The 23,276-nt window shown below is 40.8% G+C and carries 21 protein-coding genes and 1 riboswitch; of the genes, 20 read left to right on the forward strand and 1 reads right to left on the reverse strand.

Features of this window, described 5'->3' with window-relative positions; genetic code table 11:
* The first annotated feature begins 57 nt into the window (after positions 1-57).
* The 9 genes from ACXADT_RS09515 (at position 58) to ACXADT_RS09555 (ending at position 11,018) form a co-directional block, all read left to right on the forward strand.
* On the forward strand, positions 58-1,005 hold the full coding sequence (locus ACXADT_RS09515; RefSeq protein WP_474834403.1) for an NAD-dependent epimerase/dehydratase family protein: 948 nt from the start codon (positions 58-60) through the stop codon (positions 1,003-1,005).
* A complete protein-coding gene (locus ACXADT_RS09520; RefSeq protein WP_474834405.1) occupies positions 981-1,925 on the forward strand; it encodes a lysylphosphatidylglycerol synthase transmembrane domain-containing protein in 945 nt (314 codons plus the stop codon). Before ACXADT_RS09515 ends, ACXADT_RS09520 begins: the two co-directional genes overlap by 25 nt.
* Entirely contained in the window at positions 1,922-3,385 is a 1,464-nt protein-coding gene (locus tag ACXADT_RS09525) for an alkaline phosphatase family protein (protein WP_474834407.1), read from the forward strand. Before ACXADT_RS09520 ends, ACXADT_RS09525 begins: the two co-directional genes overlap by 4 nt.
* On the forward strand, positions 3,385-4,155 hold the full coding sequence (locus tag ACXADT_RS09530; protein WP_474834409.1) for a glycosyltransferase family 2 protein: 771 nt from the start codon (positions 3,385-3,387) through the stop codon (positions 4,153-4,155). Before ACXADT_RS09525 ends, ACXADT_RS09530 begins: the two co-directional genes overlap by 1 nt.
* A 67-nt stretch (positions 4,156-4,222) precedes the next feature.
* Positions 4,223-4,987 carry a hypothetical protein gene (locus ACXADT_RS09535; protein WP_270179508.1) on the forward strand — a complete coding sequence of 255 codons (765 nt, stop codon included), beginning with the start codon at positions 4,223-4,225 and terminating at the stop codon, positions 4,985-4,987.
* A gap of 24 nt (positions 4,988-5,011) precedes the next feature.
* A complete protein-coding gene (locus ACXADT_RS09540) occupies positions 5,012-5,950 on the forward strand; it encodes an FTR1 family iron permease (protein WP_270179507.1) in 939 nt (312 codons plus the stop codon).
* A gap of 85 nt (positions 5,951-6,035) precedes the next feature.
* The gene (locus ACXADT_RS09545) at positions 6,036-7,532 is read left to right on the forward strand and encodes a hypothetical protein (protein WP_474834411.1); all 1,497 of its coding nucleotides are present in this window, start codon (positions 6,036-6,038) and stop codon (positions 7,530-7,532) included.
* 120 nt (positions 7,533-7,652) lie between these two features.
* Entirely contained in the window at positions 7,653-9,374 is a 1,722-nt protein-coding gene (gene uvrC / locus ACXADT_RS09550) for an excinuclease ABC subunit UvrC (RefSeq protein WP_474834682.1), read from the forward strand.
* Between the two features lie 79 nt (positions 9,375-9,453).
* Positions 9,454-9,641: riboswitch (Lysine riboswitch) on the forward strand.
* 141 nt (positions 9,642-9,782) lie between these two features.
* A complete protein-coding gene (locus ACXADT_RS09555; RefSeq protein WP_474834413.1) occupies positions 9,783-11,018 on the forward strand; it encodes an aspartate kinase in 1,236 nt (411 codons plus the stop codon).
* Between the two features lie 37 nt (positions 11,019-11,055).
* On the opposite strand, the gene ACXADT_RS09560 is transcribed toward ACXADT_RS09555, so the two are convergent.
* On the reverse strand, positions 11,056-11,502 hold the full coding sequence (locus tag ACXADT_RS09560; RefSeq protein ID WP_270179503.1) for a YslB family protein: 447 nt from the start codon (positions 11,500-11,502) through the stop codon (positions 11,056-11,058).
* A gap of 280 nt (positions 11,503-11,782) precedes the next feature.
* Between ACXADT_RS09560 and ACXADT_RS09565 the strand changes: the two genes are divergently transcribed.
* The 11 genes from ACXADT_RS09565 (at position 11,783) to ACXADT_RS09615 (ending at position 23,263) form a co-directional block, all read left to right on the forward strand.
* Complete coding sequence (locus ACXADT_RS09565) at positions 11,783-12,391, forward strand: succinate dehydrogenase cytochrome b558 subunit (RefSeq protein ID WP_270179502.1); 609 nt, start codon at positions 11,783-11,785, stop codon at positions 12,389-12,391.
* A gap of 84 nt (positions 12,392-12,475) precedes the next feature.
* On the forward strand, positions 12,476-14,239 hold the full coding sequence (gene sdhA / locus ACXADT_RS09570) for a succinate dehydrogenase flavoprotein subunit (RefSeq protein ID WP_270179501.1): 1,764 nt from the start codon (positions 12,476-12,478) through the stop codon (positions 14,237-14,239).
* Positions 14,239-14,997 carry a succinate dehydrogenase iron-sulfur subunit gene (gene sdhB, locus ACXADT_RS09575; protein ID WP_474834415.1) on the forward strand — a complete coding sequence of 253 codons (759 nt, stop codon included), beginning with the start codon at positions 14,239-14,241 and terminating at the stop codon, positions 14,995-14,997. The genes sdhA and sdhB overlap by 1 nt, the downstream gene beginning before the upstream one ends.
* 228 nt (positions 14,998-15,225) lie before the next feature.
* Positions 15,226-15,453 carry a helix-turn-helix domain-containing protein gene (locus tag ACXADT_RS09580; RefSeq protein ID WP_369810531.1) on the forward strand — a complete coding sequence of 76 codons (228 nt, stop codon included), beginning with the start codon at positions 15,226-15,228 and terminating at the stop codon, positions 15,451-15,453.
* A 155-nt stretch (positions 15,454-15,608) separates the two neighbouring features.
* Positions 15,609-16,448, forward strand: coding sequence for a glucose PTS transporter transcription antiterminator GlcT (glcT, locus tag ACXADT_RS09585; RefSeq protein ID WP_270179499.1), 840 nt, complete (start codon positions 15,609-15,611; stop codon positions 16,446-16,448).
* Positions 16,449-16,616: 168 nt separating this feature from the next.
* Positions 16,617-18,647 carry a glucose-specific PTS transporter subunit IIBC gene (gene ptsG / locus ACXADT_RS09590; RefSeq protein WP_270179498.1) on the forward strand — a complete coding sequence of 677 codons (2,031 nt, stop codon included), beginning with the start codon at positions 16,617-16,619 and terminating at the stop codon, positions 18,645-18,647.
* A 30-nt stretch (positions 18,648-18,677) separates the two neighbouring features.
* The gene (locus ACXADT_RS09595; RefSeq protein ID WP_270179497.1) at positions 18,678-18,944 is read left to right on the forward strand and encodes a phosphocarrier protein HPr; all 267 of its coding nucleotides are present in this window, start codon (positions 18,678-18,680) and stop codon (positions 18,942-18,944) included.
* Positions 18,944-20,671: a phosphoenolpyruvate--protein phosphotransferase gene (gene ptsP, locus ACXADT_RS09600; RefSeq protein WP_474834417.1), complete on the forward strand. Its 1,728-nt coding sequence runs from the start codon at positions 18,944-18,946 to the stop codon at positions 20,669-20,671. The genes ACXADT_RS09595 and ptsP overlap by 1 nt, the downstream gene beginning before the upstream one ends.
* A 125-nt stretch (positions 20,672-20,796) precedes the next feature.
* Positions 20,797-21,246 carry a MarR family winged helix-turn-helix transcriptional regulator gene (locus ACXADT_RS09605; protein WP_270179495.1) on the forward strand — a complete coding sequence of 150 codons (450 nt, stop codon included), beginning with the start codon at positions 20,797-20,799 and terminating at the stop codon, positions 21,244-21,246.
* A gap of 29 nt (positions 21,247-21,275) precedes the next feature.
* Positions 21,276-22,079 (forward strand): glutamate racemase, encoded by an 804-nt coding sequence (gene racE, locus ACXADT_RS09610; RefSeq protein WP_474834419.1) that lies wholly within the window; start codon positions 21,276-21,278, stop codon positions 22,077-22,079.
* A gap of 110 nt (positions 22,080-22,189) precedes the next feature.
* Positions 22,190-23,263, forward strand: a complete 1,074-nt coding sequence (locus ACXADT_RS09615) for a GerMN domain-containing protein (RefSeq protein ID WP_474834421.1) — start codon at positions 22,190-22,192, stop codon at positions 23,261-23,263.
* Positions 23,264-23,276: the final 13 nt, after the last annotated feature.

Raw genomic sequence — 23,276 nt, forward strand, 5'->3', positions numbered from 1 at the left:
AGTTAGGAATGCTTAAGAGGAAGTTTCTTTTTTAGTTGAGTAGTAGGAGTGCAGAATATGAACGTATTGATTACTGGTGGAGCAGGTTTCATTGGAAGCCACTTAGCCAAATATCTCATCAAAGAAAAACACAGCGTTACGGTCATCGACAATATGACTTCCTATTATGACGTAAAAAGGAAGGCAGATCATATAGACCAAGTGAAAAAGTTGGGAGACTTTACACTACATCAATTCGATTTACTAAATGAAGAGAAAACAATGAAGCATTTTAAGGAGCATTCCTATGATGCAGTCATTCATTTAGCAGCCCTTCCTGGAGTACAATATTCGCTTTTAAACCCACACGAATATATTGATCAAGATATAAAAACGACGGTAAATGTTTTAAAAGCGTCCGGTGAAACAGGCGTATCCCACTTTCTATTTGCGTCATCCTCATCCGTCTATGGCAATGCTGACAGCGGTCCGGTGAAAGAAGAAGATGCTAACGGAAAGGTTTGTTCTCCATATGCCGCTGCGAAATACGGAGCTGAATCCTTTTGTCATGCTTATCAATCACTCTATGGATACAAGCTTTCTATACTACGATTCTTTACTGTGTATGGACCTTGGGGCAGACCGGATATGGCCATTCCTCTATTTATTAAAAAGTTTTTAAACGATCAACCTATCGAGATCTTTGGAAGAGAACAGTCTCGTGATTTCTCATTTATCGATGATATTGTGAAAGGTATCTCGCTGACCTTGAAAAGACAATCAAGTCAATCCGAGATATTTAACCTTGGAAGCGGAACACCCGTATCATTAGATGAGTTGATCACGATATTACAAGAGTATTTCCCAGAAGGTAAACTGTTCGAACGCCCTCATCGAGCGGGTGATGTGAAGCATACGTGGAGCAACATATCGAAAGCGCAAGAGATGCTCGGTTACACTCCTGATATAGGAATAAATGAAGGAATACGGAGAACGGTGGAATGGGCAAAAAACTACTACAGATAATTAAATGGTTAACTAGCTTATCGCTCGTTGTTTTGTTTGTTTTTCTATTCGTTAAAGTGTTTACATTTGAAGATTTAAGGCAAACCATCTTGGCTCTTTTCAGCCATCCTATTCTCCTAGTACTCATGGTTGTAGGATATACAATTGCGTTTTTGTTACGTGCTTGGTGTTGGAGAATTCTTGTGAATCCGAATGTGCCATTCGTCGTCTACCTATCAGGAATATTCTATAGTTTGTTTTTTAACCACCTATTACCTTTTAAAGGTGGAGATGCTGTAAGAGTGGGAGCCTTGGCACAACATCAGGATATAAAATGGACGAAATCGTTATCTTCCGTAGTGTCGTTAAGAGCTTTGGATCTTTTGTGGCTTGGTTTATTCGCAATGTTTGGAGCGAGTGCTATTGGAATTCAGCTGAATTCCGTTTTCTTTCTTAGTGCACTTGTAGCGATAGGAGTAGGAACTGTCTTTCTTTATCTCTTGGAAAAACACAACAAACTACCTGCTTTCGTATCAACACAATGGAATGACTTTACCTCTCTTGTGAAATCTAGATCGGGTTTGGTCATTATTTCGTTATCAGGCATCAGCTGGATCTTTGAGGGAATCGTCGTGTATGCTGTTGCGATTGTCGATATGGCATCGTTTAGCTATCTTAACGCAATGTGGGTGACAGCACTGTCCGTCGGTTCTGGTGTTTTACAACTTGCACCTGGAGGACTCGCAACTTATGAAAGTGTGATGAGCCTGTCTTTGTATCGCTCTGGATTCCAGCTAGAAGATGCGTTTATGATTGCGATCATTACTCATGGATTTAAGTATTTATACTCCTTTGCTGCCGGTGCGGCAGCATTTTACATGTATCCTCTTAAAATGAATAAATTGAAATCGTTTGTAAAGTCGAAAGGAGAAACAGAATGAAACAAGCTTCAGGTTTTGAGAAGGTTGCAGCAAGGTGCTGGAATCTTTTGAACGAAGGAAAGCCCTTCACTCCTATTTTTGTTACGGGAACTTTATTGTTATTTTACATATCAGAGTGGTTTTCAGTTTCATTTTGGAGTGGGTTTTTATTCGGATTAGGAGCGGTTCTCCCTCTTCTAGTTCTTTACTATCATTATGATTTTCCGCTTTTCTTGAGAAATTATTTATGGCTTCCCTTGATAGGTTTTTTAATAATCTTTGACCACTTTTCTCTAACAGCATCATTGTTTGCAATAGCACTCTATTTCTTTTTTACGGTGTTTTTCTGGGGAACGCTATATTATCATCTGAGAATTGGAACGAGTTGGACGAACTTCACTCGATTTTGGAAACTCGTATTAAAGAATAGTGATTCAACGAGCGGAAATGCTCAGGAGCAGCTACCTAAAGTATTGCTGATCATAGGCATTTGGACTATGGTGACAGATTCATATATCGGTTCTTCATTGTCCATCGAGTGGGACAAGTTGCTCATGTTGTATGGTGCCATCTTTCTGTTTAGCTACATTTTACACAAATATTTATTTGACTGGAAACCAACAATCAAACCGACCTATACAGAAGATGTAAAGTCTTCTAACAATAAGAATGAAAAAGTAATCATGATCGTCATCGATGGAATGAGAAAGGAACGGTTCCAAGAGGCACAAACCCCTTTTTTGGATTCGCTGAAAAAGAGTGGTACTGAATATAGCCAGATGGAAACAGTTTATCCAGCAAGGACAGTAGTATGTTTTTCATCCATGATGACTGGAACGTATCCTTTTGAACATGGAATCAATTCAAATATGGTTTGGGGTCGTGGCGTAAAAGTCGAGACGATCTATGATTCGTTGCGAAAGGTGAATAAGAGCGGTAGACTCCTTGGAATTGCCCATCTTGTTGATGCGATGGGAGATGACGTAGATACAGTAACGGCTGTGATGCATAATGATGTAGCCGATTCTAATATTATGGGTAGAGCTAGAGAGGTTATGAAAGAGAAGGATCCAGACTTTTTTACTGTCCAGCTTATTGGAACAGACCAAACCGGACACTCAAGAGGTGTTCTTTACGATGAATATATCCAAAAGATAGAAGAAGCTGATCGCCTTGTTGAAGAATACGTAAATTGGTTGGATGAGAATGGTTATATGGAAAATACCACATTGATCATATGTGCCGATCATGGGCAGGCTGATGGAATAGGAGGGCACGGACATCTTGACGAAGGAGAGCGATTCGTTCCTTTCTTTATGAATGGCCCTTCCATTAATGCAGGGAAAATAGTTGAAGACAAGCACAGTCTAACATCGGTAGCCCCGACTGTTGCACACCTTCTTGGTGCGCCTATTCCATCACATAGTAGAGGTGAAATTCTAACTGAAGCGTTCAACCACAGGAAGGAAGAGAAAGATTAATGAAACAACATGTTATTGTTTTCTTGCCAGCTCATAACGAGGAACAGGCTATAGGTGAAGTCATTCGCAAAATACCAAGAGACTTTCATAAAGACGTTAAGGTGAGTATTCTTGTCATTGATGATGGATCAACAGATCGAACGGTAGAAGTAGCAAAAGAAGCTGGTGCTGATCATATTTTTTCGAAAGACCATAACAAAGGTCTAGGAGCAGCGGTACGGACGGGACTTCAACAATCTGTTGCTCTTGGTGCTGATATTGGCGTCATGTTAGATGCTGATAATGAATACCCTGCCTGGCAGTTGCCGGAGTTATTGGCACCCCTGCTCGAAGGTGAATCAGACTATGTGATGGGGTCGAGATTTAAGGGAACGATAGATGGGATGCAACTTCATAGGAGGCTCGGGAATTACTTTTTCACATTTCTCCAATCCATTTTATTACGAAAATGGATTTATGATGGGCAGTCAGGGATGAGGGCATTCTCAAGACAGGCAATGGAAGAAGCAGAGATTATTCATGACTATAACTATGCACAAGTATTAACACTGAATCTTGTAAGAAAAGGGTTCCGCGTAATCGAAATACCGATCACCTATCAAGTTCGATCGACCGGTCAGTCCTATATAAAGTTTAAAGCGTATATGACTTCAGTACTTCCGGCGATTGCGAAGGAGATGTCAAGACCTGTTAAACGAGTACCTATTGATTATCATGCCCATCAGATCAAACCGATCGATTGGTCTCAATTACACACAGAAAAGCCATAACAAATGCATATCTGATATTGACTTCAATTCTGATAATCATTATCATTATCAATGAGGAGGATTCTCAATGAAAAAACACATCGCGCTCGTAGCACTCATCATCATGATTACATCTATGGTAACCACTCCACTAAAAGCTTTTGCGTATTCATACGGTGACCCCACTGAAGAAAAAGTAGCTGAAGCGTATAGTGAGATGGTAGCAAAGCTTAATGAATCTCCTCCAAACTATGATAAAGCAAGTGAGATATTTGCTACTGTAGAAGAAGAAATTCAATTACATATGGGTGACGACGCAGTTAGCGTGATTAAGTCCGCCCTCGAAAATGAAGATAAAGAAGAAGTTATTACGAACATGCAGAAAATACTCGTCCTCAATATCTCTAGGCGTCTTGAGAACGTGGAGGACAACTTCGAAGAATATGATACGACTCGAAAGCTAGTAGGGAAGGCTGATGCAACTTACAAAAAGCTTTCTCCTGTCGTAAAGCAAAAAAACGAAGAAGTGGATAGCGAGATTAAGAGCGATTTTGAAACCATCTTAAATTCGCTTGGTAATCCTGGTTTGTTCGGAGTAGGAGAAAAAGAATCAGATAAAGATCAATTTATTGAGAGTAAAGATAAAATTCTTACAGCGCTACAAGATCAATTTAACATGGAGTCAGTCGAGATTGGTCATTTTGGTAAAAGCGCTACCGACGATACGAATGATAATGGTAAAACTGAGTGGACCGATCTTGGTCAACTATCGAATTGGTTACCGATCGTATTGATTGTAATCGTCATTGCAGGCGTTGTGATCTACACAACTAGAATGCGTCGCCGTTCGTAAAGAACGTAGAAAGGGGAAAGGTAAATGGAAATTCAGGCATTGCTGATCATGTTCAGAGAAGTACTTGAAGCCCTTCTCATCATAGGAATCATCACAACGTATATGAAACGAATGGGACAACGTCAATACAACAAATTTGTTTGGCTAGGCGCAGGACTTGCAGTTGTTGCAAGCATAGGTGTCGCCATGTTGTTTCAGGTAGTCTTCACTGGATTTGCTGCAATGGGAAGTGAAATGTACCTGAAGATCGCCATTATGCTGATCTCCTCAGTATTACTGACACAAATGGTGTTTTGGATGGCTGAACATAGCCGGGACATCAAAGGCAAGACTGAAGGAAAAATGACGAAGTATATAACGACAGGAAATATAATTGGTATGGTTATTCATTCGTTCCTCGTTGTTTTACGAGAAGGCATCGAAACGGTCTTCTTCTTCGCTGCGATTACAGGCGGCGATATTGGGAAAGGTTTCGAAGGTTGGGGAGCCATTACGGGAGTGTTAATTGCTGCTGTTGTATCGTATCTTTTCTTCAAAGGTACGATGCGTATCCCGCTCAAATCTTTCTTTAAGGTAACAGGAATCTTCATCGTCCTCATCGCTGGAGGGTTACTTGTTCAAGGTATCTCCATGATGCAGGATATTAGAATGATTGGAAGTGTCATGCCTCACGTCTATGACTTAACATGGTTCTTGCCTGAACATCCGATCGATTATGCTCATTATGTACGTGATAACGGCGTTGCCCCTCTATTATCTGGCGACATCGGTATTTTCTTCAAGGCGCTGTTTGGATATTCTTCCATGCCTTCAATAGAAGAAATCGTAGCGTACATCGGTTACTTTGCTGTTATATATCTTCTTGTTACGACAAAGAAAGCTCCTTCAAAAGCTGAATCAGCTAAAGAAGAAAAATCCGCTATGTTCAAGGCAAACAAAATGAATGAAACTGCTGTAAAATAAACAATTAAGGAATACAAGGCGATGAGTCGCCTTGTATTTTTTGTACGTGAGAATGACCGGGACAGGTTTCTAAAGGATGATCATGTTGAATATGAAAAAGCTATCGCTAAACGCATTATTTAAAACGTTAATCTTATTAGTAAGTATCACTAGCATAATTCTCATTAGTTTGTGGAGGTTTCATTATGCGATCGACCTTCCACGATCTTGGGATCAAGTAGACTTTGCTCTAGCTTTAAGCAGATTCGACTTATATGCCATGCAGCCACATTTCCCGGGTTATCCCTATTTTGTTTTAGGGGGAATGGTCATCCACAAGTGGATTGGCAATCCCTCGTTAGCTTTATCAACATTTAATAGTCTAATTTTATTGTCTAGTTCGATCCCTCTCTATTTCTTAAGCCGCAATATCCTTTCAAAAACGATCAGCGTACTGATCGTTGGTGTACTTCAGTCGATGGTTTTCTTGAACGTAATGTCCATTCAGCCTATGAGTGAAGCAGCCGCGGTTGGGATTCTATGGTGGTACATCTGGGGTTTACATGTTGCCTTCCAACGTAAAGCGTCTTCATTTGTTTTGTTATTACCCTCATTTTTATTAAGCATTCTGCTAGGAATTCGATTATCATATCTACCATTTGGAATCGGGTTAATCCTTCTCCTAATAAGTAGGAGATCTAGCTACACTTCTAACAAAACATATGCTTTGTTTATCAGTGTTCATCTTTTTATTGCGATTTGTTTTCAGCTTATTTGGGTTGTAGGACTAGCTGCTTCAGAAGGAGGAATCACTGCATTCTTAGAACTAGCACTTGGATTTTCCTCCGGACATTTTCAAGAATGGGGAGGTAGTGCTGTATCGACAACTTCTCCACTATGGATAAGAAGCTACGAACTCGTCGTAACCAATATAGGCTGGGTTGGACTTGCAGGACAAAGGCTCTACATTGCAGCAATGATTACTATTATGATAATTGGTTTTATTTTATTATTGAACAAAGTTAGCAGACAAAGCATCACCCCGTTTCAATGGACATATGGAATCATGTTTGCTCTATACTTCTTGTGGGCGTTGTTTGCGCAGAATATTGATAAACCAAGACACATCCTTCCATTACCTGGAATGGTTTTGTTTGCGGTATTATTATTCACTACTAAGTATTCAGAAGGTTTCAGGGCACATCTAGTGAAGCTTGGTTTGGTGATGTTGCTACTCTTTCAATCTTTTGGAACGTTCACAATGATGAGAGAAGCTCAGCACCCCGCCGCTGTCCATCAGTTGAGTAGTTTTCTCTCGGAAATAGAAGAGCCTATCATGGTGTATACCTGGGAGGAAACAAGGGTAATGGATTATCTGGACGTTCAGTATGAACATGACCGTGTATTCACATATGAAACCTTCTTGTCAGAAATACCTTATTACGATGAGAGAAGAATATTTTTAACGGATCGTGTCGTGAAGGGGTTTGAACAGCAAGGGGCACCGATAAGAAAATCGGTCACAAAGGTCGGAGCGTATTATTCCGATAAGATGTACGATCCTGTCTATCACGAAATTGTTTTGTACGAGTATAAGCGATAGGCATTATGATACAATAGGGGAACATAGATGCGCCTTGAATGGGTAGAGAGGTGAGATAGCGTGGAACAATTTTTGAAAAATAAGCTAGCTGTTCTACCCGATCAGCCTGGCTGTTATTTGATGAAAGATCGTCAAGGGACGATTATTTATGTTGGAAAGGCAAAGGTACTTAAGAACCGAGTGCGTTCCTATTTTTCAGGAGCACATGATGGTAAGACGCAGAGGCTAGTTGGAGAGATCCGCGACTTCGAATATATCGTTACTTCAACTGATTTAGAAGCACTTATCCTTGAACTAAATCTAATAAAGAAACATGATCCAAAATATAATGTGATGCTGAAAGATGATAAGAGCTATCCATATATCAAGATTACGGCTGAAGAACAACCTCGACTCATCACAACAAGAAAAATAAAAAAAGACAAAGGTAAGTACTTTGGTCCATATCCGAATGCTTATGCTGCGAGTGCTACAAAGAAATTGCTCGATCGTATCTATCCGCTCAGAAAGTGCCGAAAGATGCCAGATCGAGTCTGTTTGTATTACCACATCGGCCAGTGTCTTGCGCCTTGTGTAAAAGAAGTTACGAAAGAGCAGAACAAAGAAATGATCGACGGGATCACGAAGTTTTTAAATGGTGGTCACCATGAGGTCAAACAGGATTTAGAACGTAAGATGGTGAGCGCTTCTGAAAACCTGGACTTTGAGCGTGCGAAGGAATACCGTGATCTCATGTACCATATTGAAAAAGTGATGGAAGCTCAAACGATTCAAACAAACGATGGCCTCGATCGTGATATCTTTGGATATAGTTTTGATAAAGGCTGGATGTGTGTTCAGGTCTTCTTTGTCCGTCAGGGGAAACTCATAGAACGAGATGTCTCGCTCTTCCCGTTCTATAATGAGCCTGAGGAGGACTTTTTAACATACCTTGGTCAGTTTTATCTACAGAAGAACCACCCTAAGCCTAAGGAGATCCTTTTACCTAATACAATCGATGCTCAATTAGCAGAAGATCTTCTTCACATCCCAGTACAACAGCCGAAAAGAGGAAAGAAGAAAGAGCTAGTTGAATTGACGATAAAGAATGCTAACATCGCACTCAATGAAAAGTTTTCTCTGATTGAGCGAGATGAGAAAAGAACGATCAATGCGGTTGAGAACCTTGGTGAACAATTAGGAATAGAAGCACCTCTTCGAATAGAGGCATTCGATAATTCGAATATTCAAGGAACAAACCCGGTTTCAGCGATGGTTGTGTTTTTAGATGGTAAACCGAAGAAGAATGAATATCGAAAATACAAGATAAAAACAGTAGAGGGTCCAAACGATGTTGGCTCGATGAAAGAGGTCGTTAGGAGAAGATACACAAGGTTACTTAAAGAAGATGGACCACTCCCAGATTTAATTATTATCGATGGCGGCATCGCTCAGATTCAAGCATCAAAAGACGTTCTAGAAAATGAGCTTGGTCTAGATATTCCGGTTTGTTCGTTAACGAAAGATGAGAAGCACCGAACATCCCACTTATTGATCGGAGACCCTCCAGAGGATGTGTACCTTCCTAGAAATAGTCAGGAGTTCTATTTACTTCAGCGAATTCAAGATGAAGTCCACCGTTTTGCGATATCGTTCCATCGTCAGCTCCGTGGAAAATCCATGCTGAAATCTAGTTTGGATGAAGTCCCAGGTATCGGACAGAAGCGTAAAAAGAAACTCTTAAATTATTTTGGATCGATCAAGAAAATGAAGGAAGCTGGCGTAGATGGTCTACAAGAGGCTGGTTTACCGAAGAATGTTGCTGAAGAATTGATGGCTCGTTTCAAACAAAAAGAAAATTAATTACGAAATTGTATTGCGGCGTAACTCATAGTTCGTTATAATAGTGAAAATTTAATAGTTCCACACTTCGATAAATTGAAGTGATGGTAGAGGCGCAAAAACCATCAGTATACCCAATGAGAGTGATAAGACTTGTTGACGTGGGTGGAAAGGGGAATTTGCCGAAGCGAACAGGTGCTTATACACCTTAAGCTGGACCTGCATTGAAGAAGTGCAGAGCTGTCATTCAATTCCTTCCCGGGGGTTGAATGGAGGACTATCTCACACAGGGACGTTTTCTTGAATTATGAAAACAACAGTGAGGTTTTTCTCATTGTTGTTTTTTTCTATATAGAGAGCCTAAATTACTTATTCAAGAAACTAGTTGTGAGTGAGAAATACAGTTATAGAGTGGAAAGGATGGAGAGAGTGGGACTTCGAGTAATGAAATTTGGTGGAACATCTGTTGGAGATGTCGAAAAAGTAAAGAACGTCGCATCGAGGCTTGCTGAAGCAGTTGATGCAGGGGATGAAGTTGTAGCAGTTGTTTCTGCTATGGGGAAAACCACAGATGAACTAGTGGGTTTATCAAAAAGCATCACAAATAATCCCTCCAAAAGAGAACTAGACATGCTGCTTACAACCGGAGAGCAAGTAACAACCGCTCTTCTTGCAATGGCGCTTCATGAGAAGGGTTACGAAGCCGTCTCACTTACAGGGTGGCAAGCAGGACTTAAAACAGAATCTGTCCATGGAAACGCGAGGATTTTGGATATTGATGCCAAAAGGATGAATCAGCATCTTGCAGAAGGAAAGATCGTCATCGTTGCTGGCTTCCAGGGTCTTTCTGACACAGATGACATCGCGACATTGGGTAGAGGAGGATCTGATACTACTGCTGTTGCGATCGGGGCTGCACTGAAAGCAGAGCGATGTGAAATATACACAGATGTAGATGGGGTCTATACAACTGATCCTAGATACGTAAAAGGCGCCCGTAAACTGTCAACGATTTCTTATGATGAAATGCTCGAATTGGCAAACCTTGGTGCGGGGGTTCTTCATCCTAGAGCGGTGGAGTTCGCGAAGAATTATAATATTCCACTCGAGGTACGCTCAAGTTTTACAAACGAAGTAGGAACCATAATTGAGGAGGTCGCATCCATGGAACAGAATTTGGTAGTGAGAGGGCTTGCGTTCGAAAGCAATGTGACAAAAATAACGATATCTGGTCTTCCGAATGAAATCACGACACTTCCATCGTTGTTTTCATCCCTTGCATCGAATGGAATTAATGTAGATATCATCATTCAGAGTACGAGTGAGAAGAATACGACGAGTATATCGTTCTCAATCGAAACAGCTTCACTTGAGTTAACGCTAGATGTTCTGCGTCGCCTTGAAGTCAAACTACCATATGAAAACATTTTCTATGAGTCTGGACTTTCGAAAGTATCCATCGTTGGATCAGGTATGATCTCAAATCCCGGTGTAGCTGCACAGATGTTTGAAGTTCTTGCTGAACATGATGTTGAGATCAAAATGGTAAGCACATCTGAAATTAAGGTATCTACAATCGTACCTGAGGATAAAATGATCTATGCGATCGAGACATTACACGATCAATTCCAGTTGGATGAAAGAACACCAGTTAAGCAGTTATAAAAAAATAAGGAGGCCACCTTGGCCTCCCTTTTTACAATCATGATTCGATTTTATCTTTCGGATCCCATTTGATTGTGATTTGGATTTCGTTTTTCTTGCTCGTTTCATAAGCTTCCGTTATGCACTGCAGCATGTATTGAAATTGTTCAGCAAGAAAACCAGCTTCTAACTGATAACAATCATTTCGACTAGTTTTTTTTCTTTCTTCTATTAATGGTGACTGAAGTAAGTAAGAGACCTCATTCTTTTTTTCTTGTGCGATGGTTAGAGCACCCCATCCTGCATCTTTAAAAAATTGCTCGATTTCTTCTCTCGTAGATAGAGGGAATTTTCTCGCGATATCTTTACCAGTCCAATAAAGAATGTTCGCTTGTTCAGTCCCTAATAGCTCAGGAAGAAGAACTTCTCTAAAAAGCTCATATCCAAAAGCTGTTGTGGTTACTTCATGACTATAATCGATGGTATTCGTGCGCTTTTTAAACATAAACTCCTCCAATTCGTCTCATATCATTATAACGGTTTGGAAGCGATTCCTCCATACATACAGGAAAAGAGAGGAATAATATCCTAGCAAATTTCATCTAGGAATTTAGAAAACTCAAAATGTACGCGTTTTCTTGACGCTCCTAAATGATGGGAGTACAATGAATATGTCACATATAAATCGACAGAAAGCGATGATTTCTGTGCATGCAAAGGCTTTTATAGTAGAATATGCAGTGGCAGATGGTAGCTTAACAACTTAAAAGGGGGACACACAAAACATGGCCGCAAGTCGAGACTTTGTCAGCCGAAAATTGCATTCGCTTCTAGGAGTAATTCCGCTGGGACTCTATGTTACGCAGCATCTAACAGTAAACCACTTCGCAACGAGAGGTCCAGAGGCATTTAACGAAGCTGCTCATTTCATGGAATCTTTACCATTCAGGTATCTCCTTGAAATCTTTGTTATTTTCTTACCGCTATTATTCCATGCGATTTATGGTGTTTATATCGCATTTCAATCCAAGAATAACGTAAGTAGATATGGCTATCTACGAAATTGGATGTTTTATATGCAGCGGATCTCAGGGATAATTGTTTTAATTTTCGTAACCTGGCATGTATGGCAAACTAGAATTCAGGCTGCGATGGGTGCAGAAGTTAACTATCAGATGATGGTGGACATACTAGCTAATCCTTGGATGATGATCTTCTACATCGTTGGAGTAATTGGTACAGTATTCCACTTTGCGAATGGTCTATGGTCCTTCTTCGTAAGCTGGGGCTTTACAGTAACACCGAAATCTCAGCGTGCAATGACATATGTAACAATGGCTATTTTTCTTGCTCTTTCAGTCGTTGGTATACGCGCGCTTTTCGCATTTGTTTAAGCAACAAACGAACTGTCTTCACCACCATACTGAAAGGGTACATATCCTTCAGTAAGAGCTAGCAATTAAGGGGGAACCGTTCTTATGAGTAATGGTAAAATTATTGTAGTCGGAGGCGGATTAGCCGGTTTAATGGCTACTATTAAAGCCGCTGAAGCTGGAGTTAGTGTCGATCTCATTTCGATCGTTCCGGTTAAGCGTTCTCACTCTGTTTGTGCACAGGGGGGAATTAACGGAGCTGTTAATACAAAAGGAGAGGGAGACTCTCCTTGGGAACATTTCGACGATACTGTCTACGGAGGAGATTTCCTAGCGAATCAACCTCCTGTTAAGGCGATGTGTGATGCAGCGCCTGGAATCATCCACTTGATGGACCGCATGGGTGTTATGTTCAACAGAACGCCTGAAGGACTTCTTGACTTTCGTCGCTTTGGTGGTACACAGCATCACCGTACTGCTTTTGCGGGTGCAACGACAGGTCAACAACTGCTTTATGCGCTTGATGAGCAGGTGCGTCGCCATGAAGTAGCCGGCCTTGTTAATAAATACGAAGGCTGGGAATTCTTATCCGCTATTATCGATGACAGCGGAGTGTGTCGCGGAATGGTTGGTGAAAACCTAACAACTTCCGAAATTAGAAGTTTTAAAGCTGATGCAGTCATCATGGCTACTGGTGGTCCGGGAATCATTTTTGGTAAGAGTACAAACTCTGTCATCAATACTGGTTCTGCTGCTGGAGCTCTTTATCAGCAGGGTGCGATCTACTCGAATGGTGAATTTATTCAAATCCATCCAACAGCAATCCCAGGAGACGATAAACTCCGTCTTATGAGTGAGTCTGCTCGTGGTGAGGGTGGACGAGTATGGACATACAAAGATGGTAAACCATGGTACTTCCTTGAAGAGAAGTATCCTGCATACGGAAACCTGGTACCTCGAGACATTGCAACGAGGGAGATCTTTGACGTATGTGTACGTCAGAAACTAGGAATCAATGGGGAGAACATGGTATATCTAGATCTCTCACATAAAGACTCCAAAGAGCTTGATATCAAACTCGGTGGAATTATCGAGATCTATGAAAAGTTCATGGGGGATGACCCTAGAAAAGTCCCTATGAAAATTTTCCCTGCAGTTCACTATTCAATGGGTGGGCTATGGGTAGACTTCAATCAACAAACGAATATTCCAGGTCTGTTTGCTGCAGGTGAATGTGATTATTCACAGCATGGCGGAAACCGTCTTGGTGCTAACTCGTTGCTTTCTTCTATTTACGGAGGAATGGTAGCTGGACCGAATGCAGTTGAATATATCAATGGTCTTGAAAACACAGTTGAAGATATGCCTTCTTCTCTATTTGAAAGTCATCAACAAGAAGAACAGTCGAAGCAAGATGCGATCTTGAAGATGGATGGAACTGAGAATGCTTACCAGATTCATAAAGAACTTGGTGAATGGATGACTGCAAACGTAACGGTAGTTAGAGATAATGAGAAGCTGTTAGAGACAGATAACAAGATCCAAGAATTGATGGAGCGTTACGAGAACATCAATATTAATGATACATCCAAGTGGAGTAACCAGGGAGCTTCTTTCACTCGTCAGCTTTCAAACATGCTTCAGCTTGCACGTGTCATTACTCAAGGTGCATATAACCGTAATGAGAGCCGTGGAGCGCATTATAAACCAGAATTCCCAGATCGTAATGATGAAGAGTGGCTGAAGACTACGATGGCGAAATACGATGCAGCTAATAACAAACCAGAATTTTATTATGAAGAAGTTGATACATCATTAATTACACCTCGTAAACGCGATTATTCGAAGAAGAAAGCGGGGGCTAAATAATGAGTGAAGAACGTCAGATTACTCTCAAAATAAAAAGACAAGATGGACCTGAGTCCGCACCATATGAGGAAACGTTTACGATTCCTTACCGTCAAAACATGAACGTTATCTCAGCGTTAATGGAGATTAGACGAAACCCTGTTAATGCAAAGGGCGAGAACACTACTCCAGTTGTTTGGGAAATGGGCTGTCTTGAAGAAGTTTGTGGAGCATGCTCAATGGTCATCAACGGAAAACCTCGTCAATCATGTACTGCTCTTGTGGATCGTTTAGAACAGCCGATTCGCCTAGAGCCTATGACGACATTCCCAGTCATCAGAGACTTAGCTGTTGATCGTAGTAGAATGTTCGATGCGCTTAAGAAAGTGAAGGCTTGGATTCCAATCGATGGTACTCATGATCTTGGTCCTGGTCCACGTATGCCTGAGAACAAAAGGCAGTGGGCATATGAACTTTCCAAGTGTATGACTTGCGGCGTTTGTCTAGAAGCATGTCCGAACGTGAACAGCCGCTCAGAATTTATTGGACCAGCTGCGGTTTCTCAAGTGCGCTTGTTCAATTCCCATCCTACTGGTGAAATGAACAAAGAAGAGCGTCTTGAAGGATTAATGGATGAAGGCGGATTAGCGAACTGTGGAAACTCACAGAACTGTGTGCAATCTTGTCCTAAAGGCATTCCATTAACAACCTCAATTGCTGCAATGAATAGAGCCACTTCTCTTCAAACTTTCAAAAACTTCTTCGGTAGTGACCGATAAATATGTGTAAAAGGATCCCAAGAATGGGATCCTTTTTATTTCAGTCGTTCTAAAACGAAATATTTCTCAGGAAATGACTAAGAATGAAGAAGTCTGTCGGTAGAATTTCTGTACTTCACATCAAGAAAGTGTTCTAAATTATGTAACACGTCTGTCAAAAAAACATATAGTGTATGGACTATATTAATTTTGATGAAGTTGCTTTGTTGCCCTATCGAGGAGGGTGGAATGTTGAAAGGGAACCACTACCGACCGAAGCCGCTTTTAACTAAACGAGAAAGAGAAGTATTTGAACTGCTTGTTCAAGACAAAACAACGAGGGAAATTGCAGAAGAATTGTTTATAAGTGAGAAAACAGTTCGGAACCATATTTCCAACACGATGCAAAAGCTTGGGGTTAAGGGGCGTTCCCAGGCAGTAGTCGAATTACTCCGTCTGGGAGAATTAGAGATATAGAAATTCCGGCTTGTAATGAGCCGGTCTTTTTATTGACAGATCGTGAAAATAAAGCCCTCGTGGAAGGTTTTCTCATTGACGTTCCTTCAGTTATTTACTATTATTAATACGTTCATAGTTATAAATGAAACCGGTTTAATGAGGGGAACTTGAACATGAGGGGTCCATTTGAAATAAAAAAGGTTTTGAATAATAATGTTGTCATTGCGATAACAGAGCAAAATGAAGAGGTTGTGCTCACTGGTAAAGGAATTGGCTTCAATCAGAAGCATGGCGAAAAACTTGATGATACGAAAGTAGACAAGTTTTTTGTGCTTGCTAACAAAAATGAACAGGAGCAGTACAAGCTCCTTTTATCTGATGTGCCAGAAGCCTTCATTGGTGTTATGAATGATGCGATTTCACTTATTGAAGAGAACCTAGGTGCAGACTTAGATGAGCACATACATGTTGCGTTAACCGATCACCTATCTTTTGCGATTAAAAGACTTCGTCAAGGATTAGATGTGAAGAACCCTTTCTTAGTTGAAACACAAACGATGTATCCGAAAGAATACTCAGTTGCAGAAAAAGTGATTCAGCTATTAAAGAGTAAACTTAACATTGATCTACCTGAAGGTGAGGTAGGATTCGTTGCCCTGCACATCCATAGCGCGATTACAAATAGAAGCCTTTCTACTTTGAATAAATACTCAGCACTTATCAACTTGCTCGTTTCCGTAATAGAAGATTCCCTCTCACTACAAATCAGTAGAACTGGAATCGATTATTTGCGGCTAGTTCGACATCTTAGGCATGCGATCGATCGCAGTGAACAAGATCTTCCTGTTGAAGCACATGAAAGACTAGAAAAAGTGTTGAAGGAAGAATATCCGCTGTGTTACAATATTGCTTGGAAGTTGATTAAAATCATGCAACGGGAATTGAACACATCTTTTCCTGACGCAGAAGCTGTATACTTAACGATGCACTTGCAAAGGCTTTCTCCGAAATAAATGAATAAACGGTACACGTGTTACTGATACGATCAGGCATGAGTGGAACCGGTATGACTACAACTGATTGGGGTATAGTATATCCTGATTGGCTTGTTATACCTTCTACTCATGCCTTTTTTGTTTCATATATGATTTATTTGGGGATTAAAAAAAGGAGGATAAAAAATGTTTAAACAAGCGTTTGGTGTTTTACAGCGAGTTGGTAAAGCACTTATGTTACCGGTTGCAATTTTACCTGCTGCTGGTTTGTTACTTGGTTTTGGTAACGCATTCCAAAACCCTACGTTGCTTGAAAAGCTGCCATTCCTTTCAGCAGAGTGGTTCCAGCTCCTTGCTACAGTAATGGAAGAAGCTGGAGGAATTGTTTTTGCGAACCTTGCACTACTGTTTGCTGTAGGAGTAGCGATTGGATTATCAGATGGAGACGGGGTTGCAGGACTAGCTGCGATCGTTGGTTTCTTGGTCATGAATATTACGATGGGAGTTCTAGAGGGAGTTTCTCCGGATCAGGTTGCAGATAGCGCATCCTATGCGAATGTTCTTGGGATACCTACTCTACAAACCGGTGTGTTTGGAGGTATCATCGTCGGTATTCTTGCCTCATTTATGTATAAAAGGTATTATAATATTCAACTTCCGCAATACCTTGGTTTCTTTGCCGGCAAACGATTCGTTCCGATTGCTACGGCTGTATCATCCTTAATTCTAGGAATCATCATGCTGTTTGTTTGGCCACCGATTCAATCAGGGTTAAATGCGTTTTCACATAACATGCTTGATGCTAACCCTGCTCTTGCTGCATTTGTTTTCGGTGTTATCGAGCGTTCACTCATTCCATTCGGATTGCACCATATCTTCTATTCACCATTCTGGTTTGAGTTTGGTCAATATATAAACGATGCTGGTGAAATTATTCGCGGTGACCAAAAGATTTTCTTCGAACAACTTAAGGACGGAGCAGAACTAACTGCAGGTACATTTATGACTGGTAAGTTCCCGTTCATGATGTTTGGTCTACCGGCTGCTGCACTTGCAATTTACCATGAAGCACGTCCAGAAAAGAAAGCGGTTGTAGCTGGGATCATGGGATCAGCAGCACTAACATCATTCCTTACAGGTATTACTGAACCTATCGAGTTTTCATTCTTATTCGTAGCACCAGTACTATTTGGAATTCATGCGATTTTTGCAGGACTTTCTTTTATGACAATGGAGTTGCTAAATGTTAAAATTGGTATGACCTTCTCAGGAGGTGTTATCGATTACCTTCTATTTGGTGTAATACAAGGTAGAACGGCATGGTGGCTTGTAATTCCTGTAGGCCTAGTCTTTGCGGTTATTTATTACTTTGGTTTCAGATTTGCGATTCGTAAGTTTAACCTTATGACGCCTGGTCGCGAAGAAGATGAGGAAGATGAAGTTGCTGATGACGGTCAAGAGGATACAGCACTTGCTTATAACGTGCTAACTGCTCTTGGCGGAGAAAGCAATATTACAAATCTTGATGCATGCATCACTCGTCTTCGTGTATCGGTTGCGGATAAGGGTGAAGTTGATAAAAATCGCCTGAAACGTCTTGGAGCTTCTGGTGTCATGGAAGTAGGAAACAACATCCAAGCTATCTTTGGCACACAGTCTGATGGACTGAAAGGGCAGATTCAAGATATTATTAGTGGAAAGACTCCGAAACCTATTAAGGAAGAACAAAAAGAAGAAAAACCTCAGACAGAAAAAACTGGTGAAGATCATCTAATTGCTCCGATCGAGGGTAAAATCTTGCCGATCACTGAGGTTCCTGACCAGGTATTCTCTGGTAAAATGATGGGTGATGGATTCGCAATCGAACCGACTGATGGATTAATTGTTGCTCCTGTTGATGGTAAGATTATCAATGTATTCCCAACGAAACATGCGATTGGAATCGAATCGACTAACGGTCGTGAAATTTTAATCCACGTAGGAATAGATACTGTTAATCTAAAAGGAGAAGGATTCGAGGTATTCGTTAGCGAAGGTGATGAGATTAAGCAAGGTCAAAAGCTTATGAAAGTAGATCTTGGTTATATTAAAGAACATGCGACATCAACGATTACACCGATTGTCTTCACGAACCTTGAAGAGGGAGAAAAAATCGACCTTGCAAAAGAAGGAACCGTTTCTCGTGAAGATAAAGAGATCATCACAATTTCTAAATAACATACTATTAATTTGAAAGAGGGATTTATTATGGCAGAGAAAAATTTTACAGTAACAAGTGAATCAGGAATCCATGCTCGTCCAGCAACAGCTCTAGTTAACAAAGCTGGTCAATATAGCTCAGATGTAACTCTTGAGTATAACGGGAAATCAGTAAACCTTAAGTCCATCATGGGCGTAATGAGCCTTGGAATCCAGCAAAACTCAGAAATCACAATCAAAGCAGAAGGATCAGATGCTGACGAAGCGATTTCTGGATTGACTGAAGTTATGGACTCTGAAGGTCTGGGCAACTAATGTCTAAACAATTAACTGGTATTGGCGCATCAGCAGGGATTGCGATTGCTAAAGCATTCGTACTTGAAAATCCTGCACTGGAAATTGAAGAGAAATCAATCAATGATGTTGATGCTGAGCTCGATCGCTTTAACGGTGCTGTTAGCATTGCGAAAGAAGAGCTTGAAGCAATTAAAAACCATGCCAATGAACAACTTGGAGAAGATAAGGCAGCAATCTTTGCTGCTCATCTTCTCGTTTTATCTGATCCTGAGTTGTTGAATGCTGTTAAAGACAAAGTAACAAATGAAAAAGTTAACGCTGAAAGTGCTATGAATGAAGTATCGAATATGTTTATTTCGATGTTTGAGAACATGGATAATGAATATATGAAAGAACGTGCTGCGGATATTCGCGACGTTTCTAAGCGTGTACTCGCTCACTTGCTTGGTGTTACATTTACAACTCCAGCAAGTATTACTGAAGAAGTCATCGTGCTTGCTGAAGATTTAACTCCTTCAGATACTGCACAGCTGAACAAGCAGTACGTGAAAGGTTTTGCTACTGATATCGGTGGTAGAACGTCTCACTCAGCGATTATGGCACGTTCGATGGAGATTCCAGCTGTCGTTGGTACAAAAACAGTTACTTCTGAAGAAATCGAAGGCAAGACTGTTATTATCGATGGCATCGATGGCAAAGTAATCATCGGAGCAACAGATGAAGAGGTTGCCTCATATACAAAGAAACAAGAAGAATACGAAACTAAGAAACAAGAATGGGCGAAGCTTGTAAATGACGCTACAACTACCAAAGATGGGAAGCATGTTGAGCTTGCGGCGAACATCGGGACTCCTGAAGATGTAAAAGGCGTTCTTGAAAACGGTGGTGAAGGTGTTGGGCTTTACCGTACAGAGTTTCTTTACATGGGTAGAAACGAGCTTCCAACAGAAGAAGAACAGTTTAATGCTTATAAAGAAGTGCTCGAAAAAATGGACGGTAAGCCAGTCGTAATCCGTACTCTTGATATCGGAGGAGACAAAGAGCTTCCATATCTTAATCTACCAAAGGAAATGAATCCTTTCCTAGGTTTCCGTGCAATTCGTCTTTGCCTTGAAGAAACTGAGATCTTCCGTACGCAGCTTCGTGCGCTGCTTCGTGCAAGTGTATACGGAAATCTGAAGGTAATGTTCCCAATGATCGCTTCAGTAGATGAATTCCGTCAAGCGAAAACAATGCTGCTAGACGTGAAAGAGGAGCTTACTGGAGAAGGCGTTGACGTTTCAGATAGCATTGAAATCGGTATGATGGTTGAAATTCCTGCAACTGCTGCGATGGCAGATGTATTTGCTAAGGAAGTAGACTTCTTTAGTGTTGGAACGAATGACCTCATTCAATACACGATGGCTGCTGACCGTATGAACGAAAAGGTTTCTTACCTTTATCAGCCATACAACCCAGCTATTCTACGTTTAGTTAAAATGGTAATCGACGCAGCTCATAAAGAAGGTAAGTGGGCTGGTATGTGCGGTGAGATGGCAGGCGACCAAATCGCTATTCCAATTCTACTCGGACTTGGACTAGATGAATTTAGCATGAGTGCTACCTCTATCCTACCTGCTAGAAGTCAGATGACTAAGTTATCAAAAGAAGAAATTTCTTCTCATATCGATCATATACTTTCTCTTGCAACAAATCAGGAAGTTGTTGACTATGTGCAAGAACATTTCGCTACTGAAGAGCTATAGATCCCTATAGCTCTTCTTTTTTTGAATCGATTGCCTAATTGCATAAATAAACGGTAATGCTCTCCTCTTGCATTTGTGGAGGGTTACAATCAAAATAGATGTATGAAATAGATAGGGGGATCACGATGCCTGAAGAACTAACGAAAACACCAGCATCAATCGTTGATATAGAAAAGTCACTCCGTATGGTAGCAGGAATTATTAAGCAGCATGGACGTGAATTATTAGGCGAATTCTCACTAACTCCACCACAATTCCTTGCGTTGCAGTGGCTTTCAGATAATGGAGATCTAACAATTGGAGAACTATCAAATAAAATGTACCTAGCATGTAGTACAACGACTGATCTCGTTGACCGAATGGAGAAAACTGATCTTGTAAAACGAGTGAAGGACCCACATGATAGAAGAGTCGTGCGAATTCATATATTAGAAAAAGGCCAAGACATCATTAGAAGAGTTATCCAGAAAAGGCAAGCATATTTAGAAGAAAAAACGATGAAATTTTCTGATGATCAAATGAAAGCTCTTGAAGAGAGTCTTGCCTTGCTCTATAGCGAGATGGAGAAAAAATAACGTAGTGCAGATTTGAGAGGCGAAATACATTGAACAAACCGATAGGTATTATTGATTCTGGTGTTGGCGGTTTGACCGTTGCGAAAGAAGTAATGAGGCAGCTGCCAAAAGAGGAAATCGTGTATTTAGGCGATACAGCAAGATGTCCTTATGGACCAAGACCATCAGAAGAAGTAAGGCAGTACACATGGGAAATGACGAACTATTTACTTGAAAAGTATCAAATAAAAATGCTGATTATTGCATGCAACACGGCGACAGCGGTCGTTCTTAAAGAGTTACAGGAGCAGCTTGCGATTCCAGTACGTGGTGTGATAAACCCTGGAGCTCGTAGTGCTATTAAAGTAACTACAAATTCGCACATAGGGGTCATCGGTACAGCGGGTACGATTGCGAGCGGTGCATATGAAGATGCATTAAAGTCGATCAATAATGATATAAAGGTAGAGAGCCTTGCTTGTCCACCGTTTGTGCCGCTTGTAGAATCAGGGAACCTTGATAGCGATGAAACATATGAAATCGTCAGTACAACATTAAAGCCGCTTAAGGATAAAGGGATCGACTCAATTATTTTAGGGTGCACCCATTACCCATTACTCGAAAAAGTCATCCAATCCGTTATGGGTGATGAGATCTCAATCATTTGTTCTGGTGATGAAACGGCTTATGAAATAAGCGGAATTCTAGAGTACAGCTCATTGTTGTATACAGGGGATGACAAACCATCTCATACATTTTTAACAACAGATTCAATAGGGAATTTTACTAAGATAGCCAATCATTGGCTCGAATATCCAGTTGAAACCGTAAAACAAATTGACCTCCATTCTTAAAGATGAATGGAGGTTTTTGTTTTGCTTGTTCATAAGTTTTCATTCCCGTGGTCTAAATTGGATTGTAGCTCGTATAAATGATAGTACAAACCATCTGAGGAGGGATAGCTATGCGTTTACGTGGGGCTATAATCACGGGTCTGTTGCTTTTATGTATGATAATAATATCTGGTTGCGGATTTGGGTTTGACAAAACGTTGAAAGAAATTGATCCACCAAAGGTTGACTACGCTGAAGAAGGTGAACAAGTAGATGACAGTAATGCAGAAGCTCCAGATACGTCTGAATCTACAGAGGGAGATTCTGAAGCATCGGCAAATATGTCGACTCGTGAACTATACTTGTTAGATTCGAATGGGATGGTCGTTCCGCAAACGGTTCAACTTCCTGCGGTTGAAGGAGCTGCAAAACAGGCATTGGAATACTTAGTGATCGATGGACCGATTACAGAAATGCTGCCAAACGGGTTTCAAGCAGTTTTGCCAGCAGGAACGGTTGTGAATGGAATCAATCAGGTCGATGATACGCTCGTAGTGGACTTTTCAGAAGAATTCAAGGACTATTCTGCTGCATATGAAAAGCAAATATTAGAAGCTGTTACGTGGACGCTTACTCAATTTGAAGGCGTCAAAAATGTTAAGATTCAAATAAACGGATTTGACCAAACAGAAATGCCTGTGAATGGAACGCCGATCGGTGAAAACGTAAGCAGAGCAGATGGAATTAATCATGAAATGGGCAACGTAGTCGATGTATCAAATAGTACTGCGGTTACGGTATACTTTATGGCTCAAAATGATGACTATACGTACTATGTACCAGTAACAAAGCGGATGGAAGGCGTTAAGAACGATGTGAATGGTGTGATTACAGGTCTCTTAGAGGGACCTCCTGTACACTCAGGATTATTTAGTCAGTTCTCAAAAGACTTAAAACTACTTGATTCAGTAAATAAGGATGGCTTGCTTACTCTTGATTTTAATGAAGCGATCTTAACAGGAGCTGAGGAGAAGGTATTGGAGCAGGAGCTTCTAAATAGCCTCGTTCTTTCTCTTACTGAAAATGCTGATGTCAAAGAAGTTGCCATTACAGTCGATGGACATGAAGAGGTCATAGACGATTCAGGAAACGTTGTCTCTGAACCGGTTACAAGGCCTGTAGAGGTTAACAAAGTAGGTTTTTAAAATAGAATATGAT

The organism is Anaerobacillus sp. ABR4_321 (genome assembly GCF_056158505.1).